The organism is Streptomyces fuscichromogenes (assembly GCF_014645815.1).
Classification (GTDB): domain Bacteria; phylum Actinomycetota; class Actinomycetes; order Streptomycetales; family Streptomycetaceae; genus Streptomyces; species Streptomyces fuscichromogenes.
This window is the reverse complement of record NZ_BMML01000013.1, coordinates 172,560-191,566: the sequence shown is the minus strand read 5'-3', so window position 1 is coordinate 191,566 and position 19,007 is coordinate 172,560. Positions and strand designations below refer to the sequence as shown.

Here is a 19,007-nt window from a genome sequence, read left to right as displayed (position 1 = left end):
CGTCCCGCGCCGGCCGCGGCCGGGTGCTCGTCACAGCGGCAACCGCATGATCGTCAGATCCAGCCAGCGGCCGAACTTGGTGCCCACCTCCCGGACCGTGCCGACGTTCTCGAAGCCGAACCGGCCGTGCAGCCGGATCGACGCGGCGTTCCCGGCCTCGATGCCGGCGATCATCACATGGTGGCCCGCCTCGCGCGCCGCGGCGACGAGCGGGCCCAGCAGCGCGGAGCCGATGCCGAGCCCATGGCTCCCCTCGCGGACGTACACGGAGTTCTCCACCGTGTGCCGGTAGCCCTCCAGCGCACGCCACGGGCCGTACACCGCGAACCCGGCCACCTCGCCCGGTGCCCCGGGCACTTCGGCGACGAGCGCCGAACCGCGCTCCAGGTGGGCGGCGAACCAGGCCGCACCCTCGGCGGGGGACTGCGGGGTCTCGGTCCACAGGGCCGTCGAGTGCTCGATCGCGTGATTGCGGATCGCGCGCACGGCCTCCTCGTCACCGGGCCGGGCCGGGCGTACCGCCACCAGGCCTCTCTCGTATGTTGGATTCATGTCCAACATAGTAGAACCACCGGTGGACCCCCTGGTGCGGCAGATCGCCGCCCGGGTCCGGACCGAGCGGGAGCGCCGGCGCTGGACCCTGGCGCAGCTCGCGGACGCCTCCGGGGTCTCCCCGGCGATGATCAGCAGGATCGAGCGCGGCGAGAGCAGCCCCACCGCGGTCGTGCTCGGCAAGCTCTCCGCCGCCTTCCGGCTCGGGGTCGCCTCGCTGCTGGCCCTCGCCGAAGGCACCCAGGAGACCGAAGGCGCGCTGCCCGCCGCAGGTACGCCGGAGGCCGCAGTCGGCGGTGCCGGCGTGCGGCGCGGCGCCGACGCCGCCGAGTGGCGCGACCCCGGCACCGGCTACCGGCGCCGCCAGATCACCGGCCCGCGTTTCCCGGCGGAGATCGCCGAGATCCGGCTGCCCGCCGGAGCCCGGGTGCCGTATCCGGCCGCCGCCTTCGCCTTCGTACGGCAACTCGTCTGGGTCCTCGACGGACGGCTGACCTTCCACGACGGCGACGCGGTCCACGAACTCGACGCCGGCGACACCATCGAATTCGGCGCACCCGCCGAGCGCGTGTTCGCCAACACCACCGACACCGAGTGCCGTTACGCCGTCGTCCTCACCCGCGACGCCCAGCCGTGAGCAGGCCGCTGCCCCGTGGCGGCACGTTCCTGCTGGCTGTCCTGGCCGGGACGGCGATCGCGAACAACTACGCCGTGCAGCCCGCGCTCACCGCGGTCGCCGCCGACCTCGACGTGCCGCTCTCCGTGATCGGCCTGGTGCCGACCGCCGCCCTCGCCGGCTGCATGACCGGCTTCGCCCTGCTGCTCCCGCTCACCGACCACCTCGCCCCCAACCGCCTGGTCGGCGCGCAGCTCACCGCCCTCGGCGCGGCCCTCGCGCTCGCCGCGACCGCGCCCGACGCCTTCGTGCTCCTGGGTGCCTACCTGCTGATCGGCGCCGCCGCGAGCGTGGCCGCCCAGGCCGGCAACATCGCCGGCCGACACGCCCGGCCGGGCCGTGGCGGAACCGGCGTCGCCCTGGTGGCCGCCGGCATGTCGGCCGGCATCCTGCTCAGCCGGCCGGCGGGCGGTGCCCTCACCGACCTCCTCGGCTGGCGGCGGACGCTCCTCGTCTTCGCCGCCCTCGCCCTGCTCGGCGCACTCGCCGCCGCCACGCTCCTGCCCCGGCACCGGCCGCACCCCGAGCGCGGCTACCGCGCCACCCTGACGGCCCTCGCGCCGCTGCTCCTGCACCAGCCGCGGCTGCGCCGCGCGGTGACCACCGGAGCGCTCTGGTACTTCGCCTTCAACCTCGTCTGGATCGCGCTCACCCTGGACCTGGCCCAGCCGCCGCACTCCCTCGGCCCCACCGCCATCGGCCTGTACAGCCTGGCCGGACTCCTCGGTTTCGCCGCGCTCCCGCTCACCGGCCGCCTCACCGACCGGCACGGGCCGCGCCGGGTGATCGGCCTCTCCATGGCCACCGCCGCGACCGGTACCGTCCTGCTGGCGACGGGCCTGGACACCCCGTGGCGCACCGCCCTCGGCCTGGCCCTCTTCGACGCCGGCTGCTTCGCGGCCCAGGCCGCCAACCAGAGCCGCGTCATCGCCCTGGACCCCGCCCGCTCCGGCAGCCTCAGCAGCGTCTACCTCGTGGTGTACTTCACGATCGGCGCCCTCGGCACGGCCGCCGCCGCACCTCTGCTCGACACCCTCGGCTGGCAGGGCACCGCCTTCACGGCCCTGGGCGCGCTGCTGCTCGCCGCGGCTCTCGGGCGCCGCTGACCGGCCGGCCCGTCACCGGTACCAGCCGAACCGCTCCGCGATCACCGGCAGCCGGTCGGTCACCAGGGCGTGGGCCGCCGCGCGCGGGGTCGTGCCGTCGGACTCCGCGCGGTCCAGCATCAGCTCCACCAGGGCCCGCATCGAACGACGGGTGTGGGCGAACGCCTCGTCCGCGTCGGGGCCGATGTCGCCGAACAGGGTCCACCACCACCAGGCGTTGGTGCCCGAGTTCACCACCACGTCCGGCAGCACGGTCACCCCGCGCGCGGTGAGCCGTGCCTCCGCCTCGGGCAGCACGGGCATGTTGGCCGCCTCCACGATCCAGCGGGCGGTGACCAGGTGCTCGTTGCCGGTGTCGATCGCGTACGACACCGCCGCTGGCACCAGCACCTCCGCGTCGGCGGACAGCCAGGCGTCACCCGGCAGTTCCACGTCACCGGGGCGCAGCACCGCGCGGTCGACGGTGCCGTACGCGTCCCGTGCCCGCAGCAGCGCCTCCACGTCCAGACCCGCCGGGTTGGCGATCGTGCCCTTGACGTCGGCGACCGCCACGGCGGTCAGCCCGGCGCGGGCCAGGAACCGCGCCGTGGCCCCGCCCATCGTGCCGAGCCCCTGCACGGCGAACCGCGTCCCCGGGTACGGCACGCCCGCCCGGTCCAGGGCCGTCAGCACCGACTCGGCGACCCCGCAGCCACCGGCCAGCTCGTCCAGACCGATCCCGTCCACCTCGACGGCGAAGGCGTCCGCCAGCCGCCGCCGGGCCGCCGTCTCGTCGTCCAGCAGCGGATACACGGCCTGGACCGAGGAGACCAGCCCCGCCTCGGCGGCCGCCCGGTCCACCAGGTCCTGGGTGAGCCCCAGGTCCTCGCCGGTGGTCCAGGAACTCTCCACGTACGGCCGCATCGCGCGCAGATAGCGGACCAGCAGCGCGTACGCCCCCGGGTCCTGCGGATCGCAGTCGATGCCGCCCTTGGCGCCGCCCAGCGGGATGTAGCGGCCCTCGGGGTTGTAGTGCAGGGCCTCCTTCATGGTCATGCCGCGCGCGAGCCCGGTGACCTCCTCAAGGGTGCAGCCCGGCCGCATCCGCAGACCGCCACTGGCCACACCCCGTACCAGCCGGTCGACGACCAGGAACCCCTGGCGGCCGGTGACGTGGTCGGTCCAGACGAGGGACATCAGGGGAGCGGTCACGGGGGTCACGGAGGCTCCTCGGGAGCGGTGTGAAGAAACGGTGCTACTGAACAGTGGGTCAGTATCGGGAGGTGGACGGTGCGGTGTCAACGCCGACTGTCACAAGGGCCGACCATAATGGGGACCCCGGCGACACCACTGGAGGTACCGTGACCGGTTTGCGATCCCTGAGCTCCGGGCTCCGCGCGCTGCGGCCCGCTGCCTTCGGCGCGGACCCCGGCGGCGAGCGCCTGGCCCGCATCCAGAGCTCCCCGCACTTCAAGGACGGTGTCTTCCAGAACCCCGGCGGCACCACCCGGATGCGGCCCTCGGGCTCGATGCTGGAGTTCGCGAGGACCTACTTCGAGAAGGAGCAGCGGGCCCGCAGAGCCCCCCGGGGCACCGTCCCGGTGCACCCCACCACCGTCGCCGACCTCGCCGGGCCCGCCGTCACCGGCCTGCGGGTGACGTGGATGGGCCACTCCAGCGTCCTCGCCGAGATCGACGGACACCGCGTCCTGTTCGACCCCGTCTGGGGCGAGCGGTGTTCCCCGTTCCCGTTCGCCGGGCCCCGGCGGCTGCACCCGGTGCCGCTGCCGCTCGCCGCGCTCGGCCCGGTCGACGTCGTGGTCATCTCGCACGACCACTACGACCATCTCGACCTGCCCACGATCAAGGCGCTGGCCGGCACGGACACCGTGTTCGCCGTGCCGCTCGGCGTCGGCGCCCACCTCGAACAGTGGGGAGTCCCCGCCGACCGGCTGCGCGAGCTGGACTGGCACGAGGAGACCAAGGTCGGCGGGCTCACCCTGACGGCGACCCCCGCCCGGCACTTCTGCGGCCGGGGGCTGCGCAACACCCAGCACACCCTGTGGGCGTCCTGGGTCGTCTCCGGCGCGGAGCACCGGATCTACCACAGCGGTGACACCGGTTACTTCGACGGCTTCCAGGACATCGGCGCCGACCACGGGCCGTTCGACGTGACGATGATCCAGATCGGTGCGTACAGCGAGTTCTGGCCCGACATACACATGACGCCCCAGGAGGGCGTGCGGGCCCACCTCGACCTCCAGGGCGGGCAGCCGCACGGCGTGCTGCTGCCGATCCACTGGGGCACCTTCAACCTCGCCCCGCATGCCTGGGCAGAGCCGGGGGAGTGGACCAAGGACGCCGGCGACGAGGCGGGCCAGGCGGTCGCGCTGCCGCGTCCCGGCGAGCCCTTCGAGCCGTCCGGCAAGCTGCCCGCCGACCCGTGGTGGCGTGCGGTCTCGGCGCCGGTCGCCCGGCCGTGGCGCGGTGAGAAGCAGTCGGAGGCCGCGCCGGGGCAGGGGGACCTCGACCTCGCGGGCGAACGCTGACCGCGCGGGCGGCCTGTGCACCGCCGTCACCGATGTGGCGGCGGCGTGAAAACGGCGTGCATGCCCCTGCACAACCTGGGCAGGGGCATCGCCATGAGCCATGCACATATGCCAAGTCCCGCCTTCTTACCTGGGCTTGAGCTCTCCCGGCGCTTCTACACCGAGGCCGTACGCCCGCTGCTGGAGGAGGCGGCTCCCGGCATACCCCACTCCGCCGCCCGCATCGGCGCCGGCTCCGAAGTGCTCGGTTACGACACCGAGCGCTCCGCCGACCATGAATGGGGCCCACGCCTCCAGCTCTTCCTGCACTCCCATGATGTGAGTCGGCATGCCGGACGCATCAGACATGTGCTGGCCGAACACCTTCCGAAGACCTTCCATGGCTGGCCCACTCACTTCGCCGCCACGGGCGACCGGGACATCCGCGTCATGCGGGTCACCGACGGTCCGGTACACCACCGTGTCGAAGTGACCGGCGTCTCCTCCTGGTTCGTCGCGGCCCTCGGCTTCGATCCCGCCTCCGGAGTCACCCCGGCGCACTGGCTCGCCCTGCCCACCCAGCTCCTCGCCGAGGTCACCGCCGGTGCCGTGTTCCATGACGGCCTCCACACGCTCACCCCGGCCCGCACCGCCCTGCGCTGGTATCCCCACGATCTCTGGCTCCACGTCCTCGCCTGCCAGTGGCAGCGCATCGCCGAGGAGGAGGCCTTCGTCGGCCGCTGCGGCGAGGTCGGCGACGAACTGGGCTCCGCCGTCGAGGCCTCCCGCCTGGTCCGCGACCTGATGCGGCTCTCCCTGCTGATGGACCGGCGCTATCCGCCGTACGGCAAATGGCTCGGCAGCGCCTTCGCCCGCACCCCGGCGGCCCCGCGGCTCACCTCCGAACTCACCGCCGTCCTCGCCGCCACCGACTGGCACCGCCGCGAGCGTCATCTGGGCCGGGCGTACGAGATCGTCGCCCACCTGCACAACGAGCTGGAGCTCACCGACCGGGTGGACCCGGCCACCCGCCCCTACCACTCCCGGCCCTTCCGGGTGCTGCGCGCCGACCGCTTCACCCGGGCCCTCACCGCCCGTATCGGGAACCCGGACATACGGGCGTTGCGCCGGGCGGGGGCGGTGGACCAGTTCATCGACAGCACGGAGGTCCTGAGTCGGACGGACCTGACCCGGGCCGTGACCGACGCCGTCACGGGCATCGACGCCCACGACGGCCCGCGCCGCGCACCGATGACGAACAGCCGAGGCCAAAGGGGTCACCGTGCGTGACATTCCGGGCGGGAGGGAGGGGGTGCGAAGGGACCCTGCCGCCGCCCCGCCGGGCCTCCTGAGGATGCGCTGACCGAGGGGTGGCGAGCGAGACGGCGCGGCGGGAGCCCGGCCCCCGTGTCTTCTCCGTGCGACCGTTTCTGAGCAGGTGGGATCGGTAGGTGGCCGTTCGGGAGCGGAACGTCGACCGGGTTATCGGTCTTTCGTGCGAGGGCTCATACCAGAGCGGGACCGTCGTCGGGGGACTTTGTCAACTGCCCGCCGCACATGATGCCTTGGCGACTACTGTGAGTGTCCGTCGGACGACGCGGGGCCGAATTCTTCTGCGGTCCCCTCGGCCGGCACCGCGATGGCGCATGCCCAACTCGCGCGACCCGCGCGAGCATCCAGGCCCGACGGACCAGTACGAGGACGCAGATGTCTCACCTCCGTGCACCGGCCGCCCGCGCCGACCGCCGTGAGGGCGGCCGGCACGGACGTCCGGTCGCCCGCCCCGTTCCCGCGCTGCCCGAGACCCACATACGGCCTCAGCTCATGCGTCTGGCGGTACTGCCACCGGTCGCGGTGGCGCTCAGCGGCTGCGCGGCCGTTCTGTTCACCGTCCGCTCCACCGGCGTCCGGCCCGGCCTCACCCTGCTGGCCGTGCTCACCGGAGCGGTCTCGGTGACGGCCGCGGGCATCGTGATCGCCGCCGTGGCCGCGGGCCGTGCCGCCCGCTCGGTCAGCGACCGCGTCGGCACCCTGCGCCGCAACACCGCCCGCGGCGAGGCCGACCTGCTGGCCCTCGTCGACGCGCTGCGCCGCGGCGAGACCCCGCCCCCGCGCAAGCCGCGCGGCGGACCGCCCGAGAACGCTGACGACTTCGAACTGCTCGCCGCCGACCTGTCCCGGGCGCACAACGGCGCCGTGACCGCCGTCGTGCAGGCGGCCCAGCTCTCCAGCCAGGCCGGCAGCGAACAGAAACTGGAGGTCTTCGTCAACCTGGCGCGGCGGCTTCAGTCCCTCGTGCACCGGGAAATCTCGATCCTCGACGAACTGGAGAACGAGATCGAGGACCCTGACCTCCTCAAGGGCCTCTTCCACGTCGACCACCTGGCCACCCGCATCCGACGGCACGCCGAGAACCTCGCCGTCCTCGGCGGCGCCGTCTCCCGCCGCCAGTGGAGCAACCCCGTCTCCATGACGGAGGTGCTGCGCTCCGCCATCGCCGAGGTCGAGCAGTACTCCCGGGTCAAGCTCGTCCCGCCGATCGACGGCGAACTGCGCGGCCACGCCGTCGCCGACGTCATCCACCTTCTCGCCGAACTCGTCGAGAACGCCACGGTGTTCTCCGCCCCGCACACCCAGGTGCTGCTCCGCGCCAACCTCGTCACCTCCGGCCTCGCGGTCGAGGTCGAGGACCGCGGACTCGGCATGCCGGTCGGCGAACAGTCCAAGATGAACGCCCTGCTCGCCGACCCCGACCAGGTCAACGTCGCCAGCCTGCTGGCCGACGGCCGCATCGGCCTCTTCGTCGTCTCCCAGCTCGCCCGGCGGCACGGCATCAACGTCCGCCTCCAGAGCAACATCTACGGCGGCGTCCAGGCCGTCCTCGTCGTCCCGCAGGGCCTGCTCGGTACGGCGGCGGGCGCGCCCGGAGCACCCGGAGACGTACCGCAGCCGCGCGACACGGCGAGCGGGGTCGGTGCGCCGGTGGCCGGTGGTGTTCCCGGCGGCGGGGGAGCACGGCCGTCCGACGACACCGGGGCGCTGGAAGGTATCCGGCCCGCCACCGGCGCCACGGCGGCCGGCCGGGTCCCCGGACAGCAGCAGGGCTCCGCCACGGCCCCCGCCGGTGGCCGTCGCCGCCGCGCGCAGCACGGGGGCGCGCCCGCGCCACTGCCGGTGCGCGGCGCCCAGGAGACCCGCCCGAACCCCGCCGAGGCGCTGCCCGGCATCCGGTCCGAGGACCGGCCCACGGTCGCCGAGCACGCGGGCAGCCCGCCCGTACCGCGTGTCGGCGCCGTGCGCGGCACCATGGGCAAACCCCAGCTGCCGCGCCGCCGTGCCCAGGAGCACATCGTTCCGCAGCTCCGTGGTGGCCCGGCGCCCCGCCAGGACAGCGAGGTCCCGGCCGGGCACGACCCCGGCCTGATGGCCGCCTTCCAGCGCGGCATCGGCCTCGCCGAGGCCCAGCAGCACCTGGAGGGCACCCAGGTGGAACCGACCACCGCCGAGTCCGTGGGCGGCGCACATAGCGCGGCCCTCCAGGGCGGGTTCACCGGCATGGGCTTCGCCGACATGGGCCCCGCCGACAGCTCCGGCGACCGGCCGCCCCACACATCCCCGGCCATGCACCTCGATGCCACCCACATGGACGCCATCCACATGGACGCCATCCACATGGACGCCACGCGCCTGGATGCCCCGCACATCGAGGCGGCACATATGGGGGCGGCCCACATGACGACCGGATACCTGATTCCGGACCACACAGCTCCCGACCACACAGCCCCGGACCAGTCGGACCGGGACCTCTTGACGCCAGACCCCATCGGGCTGGACCCCGTGGCGCCGGCCCCCCTGTCCTCGGACCACATGACCCCAGGTCACATGGCGCCGGGCCACATGACCTACGACCACATGGCCCCGGACCACCCGACCTCGGACCACATGGCCCCGGACCACGCGGCCCCGGACCACCCTGCCCCGGACCACTCGGCCCCCACCCACCTGAGCCGGACACACCGGGACCCCGCCGACCCCCAGCCGGCGGCCCGGCCCCAGTCGTACTCCCAGGCCCTGCGCCCGGTGCACAGCTCCGAATTCACCGCCCGGCCCGACGGGAGCGCGCCGACCGGATGACCAGCACCGTGTCCACCCCCACCCCCATCCCCACCGCTCCCGCAGACCTTCGTACCTCAAGGAGTCGATCCACCATGGCGAGCGATGCGCCGACCGCCCAGGTATCCGACCTCGACTGGCTGATGAGCGGCCTAGTGCAACGCGTACCGCACACCAGCAGCGCGGTGCTCCTCTCCTGCGACGGGCTGGTGAAGTCCGTCCACGGCCTCGACCCGGACAGCGCCGACCACATGGCGGCGCTCGCCTCCGGCCTGTACTCGCTCGGCCGCAGCGCGGGCGTCCGGTTCGGCGACGGCGGGGACGTCCGCCAGGTCGTCGTCGAACTCGACTCGACGCTGCTGTTCGTCACCACCGCCGGCTCCGGCACCTGCCTCGCCGTGCTGGCGGGCCGGGAGGCCGATGCTGCCGTCCTCGGCTACGAGATGGCGATGCTGGTCAAGAGCGTGCGCCCGTACCTCGTCACCGCGCCCCGGCAGCACGCCGTCGACTCCACGGCGATGAGGCCTTGAGGGTGGCGGCAGCCGGCGACGGGCCCTGGCTCGACGACGCGGCCGGACGCCTCGTGCGCCCGTTCACGGTCAGCAACGGCCGCACCGAGCCCAGCATCGCCCTCGACCTCATGTCGCAGGTGATGGCGACCGGGTCCACGCCGATCGGCTACCTCGGCCTGGAGCACGCGCAGGCACTCGACCTGTGCCGCGCCCCCGTCTCGGTCGCCGAGATCGCCGCGCACCTCAAACTTCCCGCCGTGGTCACCAAGGTGCTGCTCTCGGACCTCGTCGACTGCGGGGCGCTGACCGCCAAGCCCCCCGTGTTCCACCACAACCCCACTGACCGGTCCCTCCTGGAGGCAGTGCTCGATGGACTACGACGACAGCTCTGATCCCTTCCCCACCGCGCTGAAGATCCTGGTGGCCGGCGGGTTCGGAGTCGGCAAGACCACCTTCGTGGGCGCGGTCAGCGAGATCGCGCCGCTGTCCACGGAGGAACTCCTCACCACGGTCAGTGCCGCGACCGACAGTCTCGAAGGGATCGAGAACAAGGTCGAGACGACCGTGGCCATGGACTTCGGCCGCATCACCCTGGACCCGGAACACGTGCTCTACCTGTTCGGCACGCCCGGACAGGAGCGGTTCTGGTTCATGTGGGACGAGCTGTCCGAGGGCGCGCTCGGCGCGGTCATCCTCGCTGACACCCGCCGCCTGGAGGACTGCTTCGCGGCCGTCGACTTCTTCGAGGAGCGCGGCCTCGGCTTCATCGTCGCCATCAACGAGTTCGACGGTTCCTACCGCTACGACCCCGACGAGGTACGCGCCGCCATCGACCTCGACCCGGAGGTCCCGGTGGTCCGCTGCGACGCCCGTATCTCCAGCTCCGGCGTCCAGACCCTGCTCACCCTCGTCCGTCATCTCATCGCCCATGCTCCGGTCTCCGCGCCGAGCCATGGCGCCCACATGTGAACCTCATACACCCCACACGGAGCCCGTATATGACCCACGTCCACCGCGACGGAGCCCGCGCATGAGGTACGACCCGCCGCGCCCGGCCGGCCGGCTGCTGCTCACGCCCGAGGACAAGGAGGCACCCGAGCGCACCCGGCGCCTCGGCCAACTGCGCCTGGGCGCACATCCGGACCCGGCCCTGGACACCTACGCGGACCGGCTCGCCGAGGTCACCGGGGCGCCGTACGCCATGGTCAACTTCATCGACCTGAACCGCCAGTTCTTCGCGGGCCTGCACCTGCCGGACGTGGCACCGCCCGTGGTGCGGCCCGACGGCAGCACCCCGGTACTGGGCCGTGAACTGCCCCGCGACCATGGTTTCTGCCCCCATGTGGTGGTCCGGCGCAAGGCGCTGGTCCTGGAGGACGTCTGCGACTACCCCAGGTTCGCGGGCAACCCGGTCGTCGACGACTTCGGCATCCGTTCCTATCTGGGCGCCCCGCTCATCGACAGCACGGGCACGACGCTCGGCACGGTGTGCGTGGTCGACGTGGAGCCGCGGCCCTGGGGCCGCCCCGGTCTGGAGACCATCAAGTCGTCGGCGGCCGAGCTGGTGGCCCGCATCGAGCGCCGCGAGGCCGACGGTCTGCCGCTGCTGTGACCGCGGGAGCAGCCGCTTCACCAGCCGACCGGTCCCATATCCCCCTGCCGCGGTCGCATGGGACGCACCGGTGACGCCGGGCGGAAGACTCTCGACGCCGCGTGCTCGCTGATCCTGACCCTGGAGCTGAGCGACCGGACCGAGGCGAGGCGGGTGGTGACCGGCCGTGACCGGCACCCGCGGCGACGTGACCGTGGCGACGTGACCGTGGCGGTGTGACCGCGGCGGCCTGACCGTGGCAGTGCGGCCGTGGCAGTGCGGCCGCGGCGGTGTGACGGCGGTCCCGGTGACACGGGTCCAGGGGGAGGCGCCGGTCAGTGGGTGCCGTCGACCCGGCCCGGGTCGTTGGGGTGGGACTCCAGCGGGGTGACGGTGAGCGTCATCCACGGGCGCAGGGGCAGGGTGCCGAGCACCTTCTCGTGGAGTTCCGCCTCGTCGGCGGCCCGCCAGACACCGATGCTGCGCAACTCGCCCACCGGGCGCCACAGCCGGGCCAGATGACCGGTCGCGGCCAGCTCCCTCGCTCGGACGGCCTCCGCGGCCCGCCGCCGGTCGACCTCGTCCTGGCCGGTGCCCTCGGGGACGGTGGTGGTGATCTCGACCAGGAACTCTCGCACGGTGTGCTCCCTCGGTTGTCCGTGACTCCATGCTGCGCCGCCGTCGGCCGCACTGCCACGACCGGCGGACTCGCTGCTGGGAGGCGCGGCCTCCCAGCACGCGTAGCATGACGCGCGTGGAACTGCGCCAACTGCGCTACTTCGTGGCGGTCGCCGAAGAGCTGAACTTCGGCCGGGCCGCCGAGCGGCTGCTCATCGCGGGCCCCTCGCTCTCCCAGCAGATCAAGGCGCTCGAACGGGACCTGGGCGTCCGGCTGTTCGACCGCGACCGCCGCTCGGTCTCCCTCACCCCCGCGGGCGCCGAACTGCTTCCGCACACCCGGGACCTGCTGGCGCGGGCCGACGACCTCAGACGCCGGGCGGGCCGGCTCTCGGGCTCCCAGCCGGTACGGCTCGGCTATGTCAACTGGCTGCCGCCGGACCTGGGTTCACGGACCGCCGCGGTGGCCCGGGTGCACGTGGACGCGTGGGTCGCGCCCTCCCACACCCAGGCCGCCCGGGTCGCCGACGGCAGCCTGGACCTCGCCGTCTGCTGGGTGCGTACCGAGGACCTCGAACGGCTCGGGCTGCGGGCCCGGCTGATCGGCGCCGACCGGCTGTACGCCGTCGCCAAGGGCACCGACACCAGCGACCTGCCGGCCCGGGACACGGACATCCTGATCGACGAGGACATCACCTCCTGGGCCTCCTGGAACGGGTACGCGGAGGAGCTCACCCGGGCCGTCGGCGCCCGCGCGGTGCGCATCTCCGACGGCGCCGTCACCGGCCCGGCCTACTTCGACCACGTCCGGCGCTGCACCCGGCCAGTCCTCAACTCGCCCAAGGGCCAGACCACTCCGCTCCCGCCCGACCTGGTCCGCCGCGAGATCGTCGCGCCGAAGGTGTACTGGACCTGGTCCCTGGTCTGGCGCGCGAGCGAGGACCGCGCCGGCGTCCTGGCCGCCGTCGACGCCCTGTGCGAGGGCGTCGGCGACCTCGGGATCCACGCCCCGGACGCCTGGCTGCCCGCCGGCGATCCGTACGCGCTCCCGGGCTGAGCTGCGCTGGGAGGCTGGGCCTCCCAGTCAGGAGGAAGCCGATCCTGGCGCCCCGGACCGGCGTGACCTACGTTCCAAGTAGTTGACCGGTCGGCTAGCGATCGTCAGCCCCTACGGAAAAGGTCGTCATGAGCACTCAGCAGCAGAAGGTCGCGATCGTCACCGGTGCCTCGCAGGGCATCGGCGCCACCCTCGTCGAGGGCTACCGGAAGCTCGGCTTCGCGGTCGTAGCCACCTCGCGCACCATCGCCCCCGCCGACGACGACGGTGTCCTGACCGTCCAGGGCGACATCGCCGACCCGGCGACCGCCGAGCGGGTCGTGGCCGCCGCCGTCGAGCGTTTCGGCCGGATCGACACCGTGGTCAACAACGCCGGCATCTTCGTCGCCAAGCCCTTCACCGACTACACCGCCGCGGACTACGCCGCCGTCACCGGCATCAACGTCGCCGGTTTCTTCCACCTCACCCAGCAGGCGGTCCCGCACCTGCTCGCCCAGGGCGGCGGACACATCGTCAGCATCACCACCAGCCTGGTCGACAGCCCGGACGCCCGGGTGCCCTCCGTGCTGGCCTCACTGACCAAGGGCGGCCTCCAGTCCGCGACCAAGTCCCTGGCGATCGAGTACGCCACCCGCGGCATCCGCGTCAACGCGGTGTCGCCCGGCACCATCAAGACCCCGATGCACGCGGCCGAGACCCACGAGTTCCTCGCCGCCCTGCACCCGGTCGGCCGGATGGGTGAAGTGAGCGACATCGTCGACGCGGTGCTCTTCCTGGAGACCGCGCCGTTCGTCACCGGCGAGATCCTGCACGTCGACGGCGGCATGAGCGCCGGACACTGACAGCCAGGCAAGGCGCATCACCCGTCGAAGAGAGCAAGGAGCGGACATGACCAGCACGACCGAGGACACGGCGATCCTGAGCGCGGTCCTCGACCGGTGGCAGGAGGCCGTCGACGCGCACCGTCCCGAGCGCGTCGCCGCCCAGTTCACCGAGGACGCCGTCTTCCAGGGACTGCATCCGTACAGCGTCGGACGGCAGGGCGTCGCCGCGTACTACGACTCCCAGCCCCTCGGGATGAAGGCGGTCTACCGCGTCCTGGAGACCCGGCGGCCCGCCGAGGGTGTCGTCCTCGGCTATCTGGGGGTCGAGTTCTCGTTCGTGGACCGGCCCCCGGTGGATGTGAAGCTCTCCGTCCTCGTCACCCGGACGGGCGAGGACTGGTTCATCGCCCACTACCAGGTCTCGCGCCTCGACTAGCCGTGTCCTGCCGGGTGTTCCGCAGGTGTGAAGCGCAGCTGTGGCGGCGGTTAAGAAATCCTCGATGGACCGACGCGCCCGGGTGCGGCAGATTGCTGTGAGATTCCACCCCCTCCCAGGCCGCGGGCCGCCTCGGCGTCCCCGCGGCCGGGATCTCACGCACAGGAGCCGTAGCGTTGAAGGCGCTGGTCAAGCAGAAGGCGGAGCCCGGGCTGTGGCTCACGGACGTGCCGGAGCCCACGGTCGGACCGGGTGACGTACTGATCAAGGTGCAGCGGACCGGTATCTGCGGCACCGATCTGCACATCCGGGCGTGGGACGGCTGGGCCCGGCAGGCCATCACCACGCCGCTGGTGCTCGGGCACGAGTTCGTCGGCGAGGTCGTGGCGCTCGGCCGGGATGTCAGCGACATCGAGGTGGGCGACCGGGTCAGCGGCGAGGGCCACCTCGTGTGCGGCAAGTGCCGCAACTGCCAGGCCGGGCGGCGCCATCTGTGCCGGGCCACGGTCGGCCTCGGCGTCGGCCGCGACGGCGCGTTCGCCGAGTACGTCGCGCTGCCCGCCGGCAACGTCTGGGTGCACCGCGTTCCCGTCGACCTGGACGTGGCCGCGATCTTCGACCCGTTCGGCAACGCGGTGCACACGGCCCTCTCCTTCCCGCTGGTCGGCGAGGACGTCCTGATCACCGGCGCCGGGCCGATCGGCCTCATGGCCGCCGCCGTGGCCCGGCACGCCGGCGCCCGGCATGTCGTGATCACCGACGTCAGCGAGGAGCGCCTCGAACTCGCCCGCAAGATCGGCGTGAGCCTCGCCCTGAACGTGTCGCAGGCGGCGATCGCCGACGGACAGCGGCAGCTGGGCCTGCGCGAGGGCTTCGACATCGGCCTGGAGATGTCCGGCCGGCCCGAGGCCATGCGCGACATGATCGCCAACATGACGCACGGCGGCCGTATCGCCATGCTCGGTCTGCCCGCCCAGGAGTTCGCCGTCGACTGGGCCCGGATCGTCACCTCGATGATCACCGTCAAGGGCATCTACGGCCGTGAGATGTTCGAGACCTGGTACGCGATGTCGGTGCTGCTGGAGGGCGGACTCGACCTCGCCCCCGTGATCACCGGCCGCTACGGCTACCGCGACTTCGAGGCGGCCTTCGCCGACGCCGCGAGCGGCCGCGGCGGCAAGGTCATCCTGGACTGGACCCACTGACGGACCCGCTGACGACACCCAAGGACTGATGATGTTCGACTCCGTGCGCGACGACCTGCGCGCCACCCTCGACGAGATCCGCGCCGCCGGTCTGCACAAGCCCGAGCGGGTCATCGGCACCCCGCAGTCCGCGACCGTCGCCGTCACCGCGGGCGGCCGTCCGGGCGAGGTCCTCAACTTCTGTGCCAACAACTACCTCGGCCTCGCCGACCACCCCGACGTGATCGCCGCCGCCCACCAGGCCCTGGACCGCTGGGGCTACGGCATGGCCTCCGTCCGCTTCATCTGCGGCACCCAGGAGGTCCACAAGGAGCTGGAGGCCCGCCTGTCGGCGTTCCTCGGCCAGGAGGACACGATCCTCTACTCCTCCTGCTTCGACGCCAACGGCGGGGTCTTCGAGACCCTGCTCGGCGAGGAGGACGCGGTGATCTCCGACGCCCTCAACCACGCCTCGATCATCGACGGCATCCGCCTCTCCAAGGCCCGCCGCCTCCGCTACGCCAACCGCGACCTGGCCGACCTGGAGCGGCAGCTGAAGGAGGCGCAGGGCGCCCGGCGCCGGCTGGTCGTCACCGACGGCGTGTTCTCCATGGACGGCTATCTGGCCCCGCTGCGCGAGATCTGCGACCTCGCCGACCGCTACGACGCGATGGTCATGGTCGACGACTCGCACGCCGTCGGCTTCGTCGGCCCGTCCGGCCGGGGCACCCCCGAGCTGCACGGCGTCATGGACCGCGTCGACATCGTCACCGGCACCCTCGGCAAAGCCCTCGGCGGCGCCTCCGGCGGCTATGTCGCGGCCCGCGCCGAGATCGTCGCCCTGCTCCGCCAGCGCTCCCGCCCCTACCTCTTCTCCAACACCCTGGCCCCGGTGATCGCGGCGGCCTCCCTCAAGGTCCTCGACCTGCTGGAGGCGGCGGACGACCTGCGGGTCCGGCTCGCCGAGAACACCGCCCTGTTCCGCCGCCGGATGACCGAGGAGGGCTTCGACATCCTCCCCGGCGACCACGCCATCGCCCCCGTGATGATCGGCGACGCGGCCGTGGCGGGCCGCATGGCCGAGCTGCTCCTGGAGCGGGGCGTGTACGTGATCGGCTTCTCCTACCCGGTGGTCCCGCAGGGGCAGGCCCGGATCCGGGTCCAGCTGTCCGCGGCCCACTCGACGGACGACGTGAACCGCGCGGTGGACGCCTTCGTCGCGGCCCGAGCGGAGCTGGCCGGCTGAGCAGCCGGGCCGCCGGCCCGAGCGGCGCCGACATATTGCGATAATCAATCCCATGATCGAGGCACGGCGGCTCCACATCCTCCGTGCGGTGGCCGACCACCGCACGGTCACGGCGGCAGCCGCCGCGCTGTACCTGACCCCCTCGGCGGTGTCCCAGCAACTGACGGCCCTTGAGCAGGAGACCGGCCACCGTCTGGTCGAGCGCGGCGCCAAGGGGGTACGGCTGACCCCGGCCGGCGAGATCCTGCTCGCCCACACCAACGCGGTCCTCGCCCAGCTGGAGCGGGCCGAGGCCGAGCTCGCCGCGTACGGCTCGGGCGAGGCCGGCACGGTCACCGTCGCCGCCTTCGCCACCGGCATCGCCCAGGTGGTCGCCCCGGCCGTGGCCCGTCTCGCCCGCACCGCACCCGGTATCCGGATCCGCGTCCAGGACGCCGAGGGCGACGCCAGCCTCCCGATGGTCCTGGACCGGCAGGTCGACGTCGCGGTCGCCGTCGAGTACCGGGGGGCGCCGTCCGCCGACGACCCCCGGCTCACCCACGTACCCCTGTACGCCGAGCCCTTCGACGCCGTCGTCCCGCTCCACCACCGGCTGGCCGGGACCTCCGAGGTGCCCCTCGCCGACCTGGCCAAGGACACCTGGATCGGCCCCTACCCCGGCAACCCCTGCCACGACGTGGTCGTCCTGGCCTGCGAGAGCGCCGGCTTCCAGCCCCGTCTCGAACACTCCTCCGACGACTTCCGTGCCGTGGTGGCGCTGGCCTCGGCCGACGCGGGCGTGGCCCTCGTGCCGCGCTCGGCGCTGCGCGGCATGGACCTGACCGGCGTGGTCGTACGCCCCGTCGACGGCGTCGCCCCGACCCGCCGCGTCTTCGCGGCCGTACGACGCGGAGCCGAGGGCCATCCACTGATCCGCCCGGTGCTGACCGCCCTGGGCGAGGCGGCACGGCCGTGAGCCTTTCTTCACACCGGCGTCTCATATCAGGGATACCGTCCCGAATATGAGACAAGCTGTCCCTGACCGGACCGTCCCTGATCCCGCAGCCCCTGATCCCGCCGTCCCAGATCCCGCAGCCCCCGACCCCGTCGACGCCCGCCTCGGCAGCCGTCTCGCCGAGCTGCGGGCCGAACACGGCTGGTCCCTGGGCGAGTTGGCGGAGCGCAGCGGGGTCAGCAGGTCCACCCTGTCCCGGGCCGAACGGGCCGAGACCAGCCCCACGGCAGCCCTCCTCAACCGTCTCTGCCACGTCTACGGCCGGACCATGTCCCAGCTGCTCAGCGAGGTCGAGGCGGAACCCGCCCCGGTGCTGCGCGCCGCCGAACAGCAGGTGTGGACGGACCGCACCTCCGGCTTCGTGCGACGGTCCGTGTCGCCGCCGCACGGCGGGCTGCGCGGCGAACTCGTCGAGGGCAGGCTCTCGACCGGGGCGGACATCGCCTACGACCGCCCGCCGGTGCCCGGCCTGGAGCAGCACATCTGGGTGCTCGACGGGAGCCTCGCCGTGACGGCGGAGGGCACCGAGCATCTCCTCGACGCCGGTGACTGCCTGCGGCTGCGGGTGTGGGGGCCGACGCGGTTCCGGTGCGCAGGACCGGAAGGGACGCGGTACGTACTGGCGGTGGTGCGGCCATGAGGACACTGCGCCTGGGGGCGGACCAACTGTCCGAGAGGACCGGGGAGTTGGCTGAACTACTGGCCGACACCGTGAACGGCGGGGCGTCCGTCGGCTTCCTCGCCCCCTTCGAGCGGGAGCGGGCCGTCGACTGGTGGCGCGGACGGACGGCCGCCGTGGCCGCCGGGCAGCTCGCCGTCTGGGCCGCGCTGGACGCCACCGGCCGGGCCGTCGGCACGGTCGGCCTGGCCTTCCCCCACTCCGACAAACCCAACAGTCCGCACCGCGCCGAGCTGGTGAAGCTGATGGTCCACCGCGACGCCCGCGGCCGGGGCGTCGGACGCGGACTGCTCGCCGTCGCCGAGGCGGCCGCGGTCGCCGCCGGCATCACCCTGCTCCATCTGGACACCGAGACGGACAGTCCCGCCGAGCACCTCTACCGCTCGGCCGGCTGGACCCGCGCCGGAGTCATCCCCGACTACGCCCTCGACCCGACCGGGGTGCCGCGCCCGACGACCCTCTACTACAAGCGGGTGGGCTCGCCGCCCGGGTGACTGTCAGTGCCAGGGGCTAGGTTCGGGGCATGCCGGAAGCCGAAGACGTACGCCGTGTCGCCCTGTCCCTGCCGGACACCGGCGAGAAGATCGCCTGGAACATGCCCACGTTCCGGGTCGCCGGGAAGATGTTCGCCACGCTGCCCGAGGACGAGACCTCCATCGCCGTGCGCTGCCCCAAGGAGGAGCGCGACGAGCTGGTGCTCGCCGAGCCCGGCAAGTTCTGGGTCGCCGATCACGAGGCACAGTTCGCCTGGGTCCGGGTCCGGCTCGCCGCGCTGGAGGGCGAGGGCGAGCTGCGCGACATCCTCGCCGACTCCTGGCGGCAGGCGGCCCCGCCCCGGCTCCTCGACTCCTATCCGGAGTTGGGCCTGCCGGGCGGACATTGATCAGGCCCCGCCGCACCGGCACGGGCCGG

The 19,007-nt window shown here is 73.0% G+C and carries 22 protein-coding genes; 19 read left to right on the top strand and 3 right to left on the bottom strand.

Features of this window, described 5'->3' with window-relative positions:
- Positions 1-30: 30 nt before the first annotated feature.
- The gene (locus IEZ11_RS27490) at positions 31-552 is read right to left on the bottom strand and encodes a GNAT family N-acetyltransferase (protein ID WP_189265569.1); all 522 of its coding nucleotides are present in this window, start codon (positions 550-552) and stop codon (positions 31-33) included.
- Here IEZ11_RS27490 and IEZ11_RS27485 point away from each other — a divergent pair.
- Positions 551-1,189 carry a helix-turn-helix domain-containing protein gene (locus IEZ11_RS27485; protein WP_189265568.1) on the top strand — a complete coding sequence of 213 codons (639 nt, stop codon included), beginning with the start codon at positions 551-553 and terminating at the stop codon, positions 1,187-1,189. The two genes, IEZ11_RS27490 and IEZ11_RS27485, sit on opposite strands and share 2 nt — an antisense overlap.
- Entirely contained in the window at positions 1,186-2,334 is a 1,149-nt protein-coding gene (locus tag IEZ11_RS27480) for an MFS transporter (RefSeq protein WP_189265567.1), read from the top strand. The genes IEZ11_RS27485 and IEZ11_RS27480 overlap by 4 nt, the downstream gene beginning before the upstream one ends.
- A gap of 12 nt (positions 2,335-2,346) precedes the next feature.
- Here the strand turns inward: IEZ11_RS27480 and IEZ11_RS27475 are convergent, their stop codons facing one another.
- Positions 2,347-3,525 (bottom strand): glutamate dehydrogenase, encoded by a 1,179-nt coding sequence (locus IEZ11_RS27475; protein ID WP_189265655.1) that lies wholly within the window; start codon positions 3,523-3,525, stop codon positions 2,347-2,349.
- A gap of 149 nt (positions 3,526-3,674) precedes the next feature.
- Here IEZ11_RS27475 and IEZ11_RS27470 point away from each other — a divergent pair, with 149 nt between their 5' ends.
- From IEZ11_RS27470 to IEZ11_RS27435, 8 genes are all read left to right on the top strand, one after another.
- A complete protein-coding gene (locus IEZ11_RS27470) occupies positions 3,675-4,862 on the top strand; it encodes an MBL fold metallo-hydrolase (RefSeq protein WP_189265566.1) in 1,188 nt (395 codons plus the stop codon).
- A gap of 108 nt (positions 4,863-4,970) precedes the next feature.
- Positions 4,971-6,131, top strand: a complete 1,161-nt coding sequence (locus IEZ11_RS27465; RefSeq protein ID WP_189265654.1) for a DUF4037 domain-containing protein — start codon at positions 4,971-4,973, stop codon at positions 6,129-6,131.
- A gap of 417 nt (positions 6,132-6,548) precedes the next feature.
- Entirely contained in the window at positions 6,549-8,975 is a 2,427-nt protein-coding gene (locus IEZ11_RS27460) for a sensor histidine kinase (RefSeq protein ID WP_268239930.1), read from the top strand.
- A gap of 74 nt (positions 8,976-9,049) precedes the next feature.
- Complete coding sequence (locus IEZ11_RS27455) at positions 9,050-9,484, top strand: roadblock/LC7 domain-containing protein (RefSeq protein WP_189265565.1); 435 nt, start codon at positions 9,050-9,052, stop codon at positions 9,482-9,484.
- Positions 9,485-9,486: 2 nt separating this feature from the next.
- On the top strand, positions 9,487-9,858 hold the full coding sequence (locus tag IEZ11_RS27450; RefSeq protein ID WP_189265564.1) for a DUF742 domain-containing protein: 372 nt from the start codon (positions 9,487-9,489) through the stop codon (positions 9,856-9,858).
- Positions 9,836-10,435, top strand: a complete 600-nt coding sequence (locus tag IEZ11_RS27445; RefSeq protein WP_089107223.1) for a GTP-binding protein — start codon at positions 9,836-9,838, stop codon at positions 10,433-10,435. Before IEZ11_RS27450 ends, IEZ11_RS27445 begins: the two co-directional genes overlap by 23 nt.
- A gap of 61 nt (positions 10,436-10,496) precedes the next feature.
- Positions 10,497-11,078: a GAF domain-containing protein gene (locus tag IEZ11_RS27440; protein WP_189265563.1), complete on the top strand. Its 582-nt coding sequence runs from the start codon at positions 10,497-10,499 to the stop codon at positions 11,076-11,078.
- A 57-nt stretch (positions 11,079-11,135) separates the two neighbouring features.
- Positions 11,136-11,297 carry a hypothetical protein gene (locus IEZ11_RS27435; protein WP_189265562.1) on the top strand — a complete coding sequence of 54 codons (162 nt, stop codon included), beginning with the start codon at positions 11,136-11,138 and terminating at the stop codon, positions 11,295-11,297.
- Positions 11,298-11,392: 95 nt separating this feature from the next.
- Here the strand turns inward: IEZ11_RS27435 and IEZ11_RS27430 are convergent, their stop codons facing one another.
- On the bottom strand, positions 11,393-11,695 hold the full coding sequence (locus IEZ11_RS27430) for a muconolactone Delta-isomerase family protein (RefSeq protein ID WP_189265561.1): 303 nt from the start codon (positions 11,693-11,695) through the stop codon (positions 11,393-11,395).
- A 107-nt stretch (positions 11,696-11,802) separates the two neighbouring features.
- Between IEZ11_RS27430 and IEZ11_RS27425 the strand changes: the two genes are divergently transcribed.
- From IEZ11_RS27425 to IEZ11_RS27385, 9 genes are all read left to right on the top strand, one after another.
- Positions 11,803-12,732 (top strand): LysR family transcriptional regulator, encoded by a 930-nt coding sequence (locus IEZ11_RS27425; RefSeq protein ID WP_189265560.1) that lies wholly within the window; start codon positions 11,803-11,805, stop codon positions 12,730-12,732.
- Between the two features lie 128 nt (positions 12,733-12,860).
- Positions 12,861-13,574 (top strand): SDR family NAD(P)-dependent oxidoreductase, encoded by a 714-nt coding sequence (locus tag IEZ11_RS27420; protein WP_189265559.1) that lies wholly within the window; start codon positions 12,861-12,863, stop codon positions 13,572-13,574.
- A 46-nt stretch (positions 13,575-13,620) separates the two neighbouring features.
- Complete coding sequence (locus IEZ11_RS27415) at positions 13,621-13,992, top strand: YybH family protein (RefSeq protein WP_189265558.1); 372 nt, start codon at positions 13,621-13,623, stop codon at positions 13,990-13,992.
- 176 nt (positions 13,993-14,168) lie between these two features.
- Positions 14,169-15,197: an L-threonine 3-dehydrogenase gene (tdh, locus tag IEZ11_RS27410; protein ID WP_189265557.1), complete on the top strand. Its 1,029-nt coding sequence runs from the start codon at positions 14,169-14,171 to the stop codon at positions 15,195-15,197.
- Positions 15,198-15,228: 31 nt separating this feature from the next.
- Positions 15,229-16,422, top strand: a complete 1,194-nt coding sequence (locus IEZ11_RS27405) for a glycine C-acetyltransferase (protein WP_189265556.1) — start codon at positions 15,229-15,231, stop codon at positions 16,420-16,422.
- 52 nt (positions 16,423-16,474) lie between these two features.
- Entirely contained in the window at positions 16,475-17,377 is a 903-nt protein-coding gene (locus tag IEZ11_RS27400) for a LysR family transcriptional regulator (RefSeq protein ID WP_189265555.1), read from the top strand.
- A 46-nt stretch (positions 17,378-17,423) separates the two neighbouring features.
- Entirely contained in the window at positions 17,424-18,056 is a 633-nt protein-coding gene (locus tag IEZ11_RS27395; protein ID WP_189265554.1) for a helix-turn-helix domain-containing protein, read from the top strand.
- On the top strand, positions 18,053-18,589 hold the full coding sequence (locus IEZ11_RS27390; protein WP_189265553.1) for a GNAT family N-acetyltransferase: 537 nt from the start codon (positions 18,053-18,055) through the stop codon (positions 18,587-18,589). The genes IEZ11_RS27395 and IEZ11_RS27390 overlap by 4 nt, the downstream gene beginning before the upstream one ends.
- A gap of 29 nt (positions 18,590-18,618) precedes the next feature.
- Complete coding sequence (locus tag IEZ11_RS27385; RefSeq protein ID WP_189265552.1) at positions 18,619-18,978, top strand: MmcQ/YjbR family DNA-binding protein; 360 nt, start codon at positions 18,619-18,621, stop codon at positions 18,976-18,978.
- Positions 18,979-19,007 lie beyond the last annotated feature (29 nt).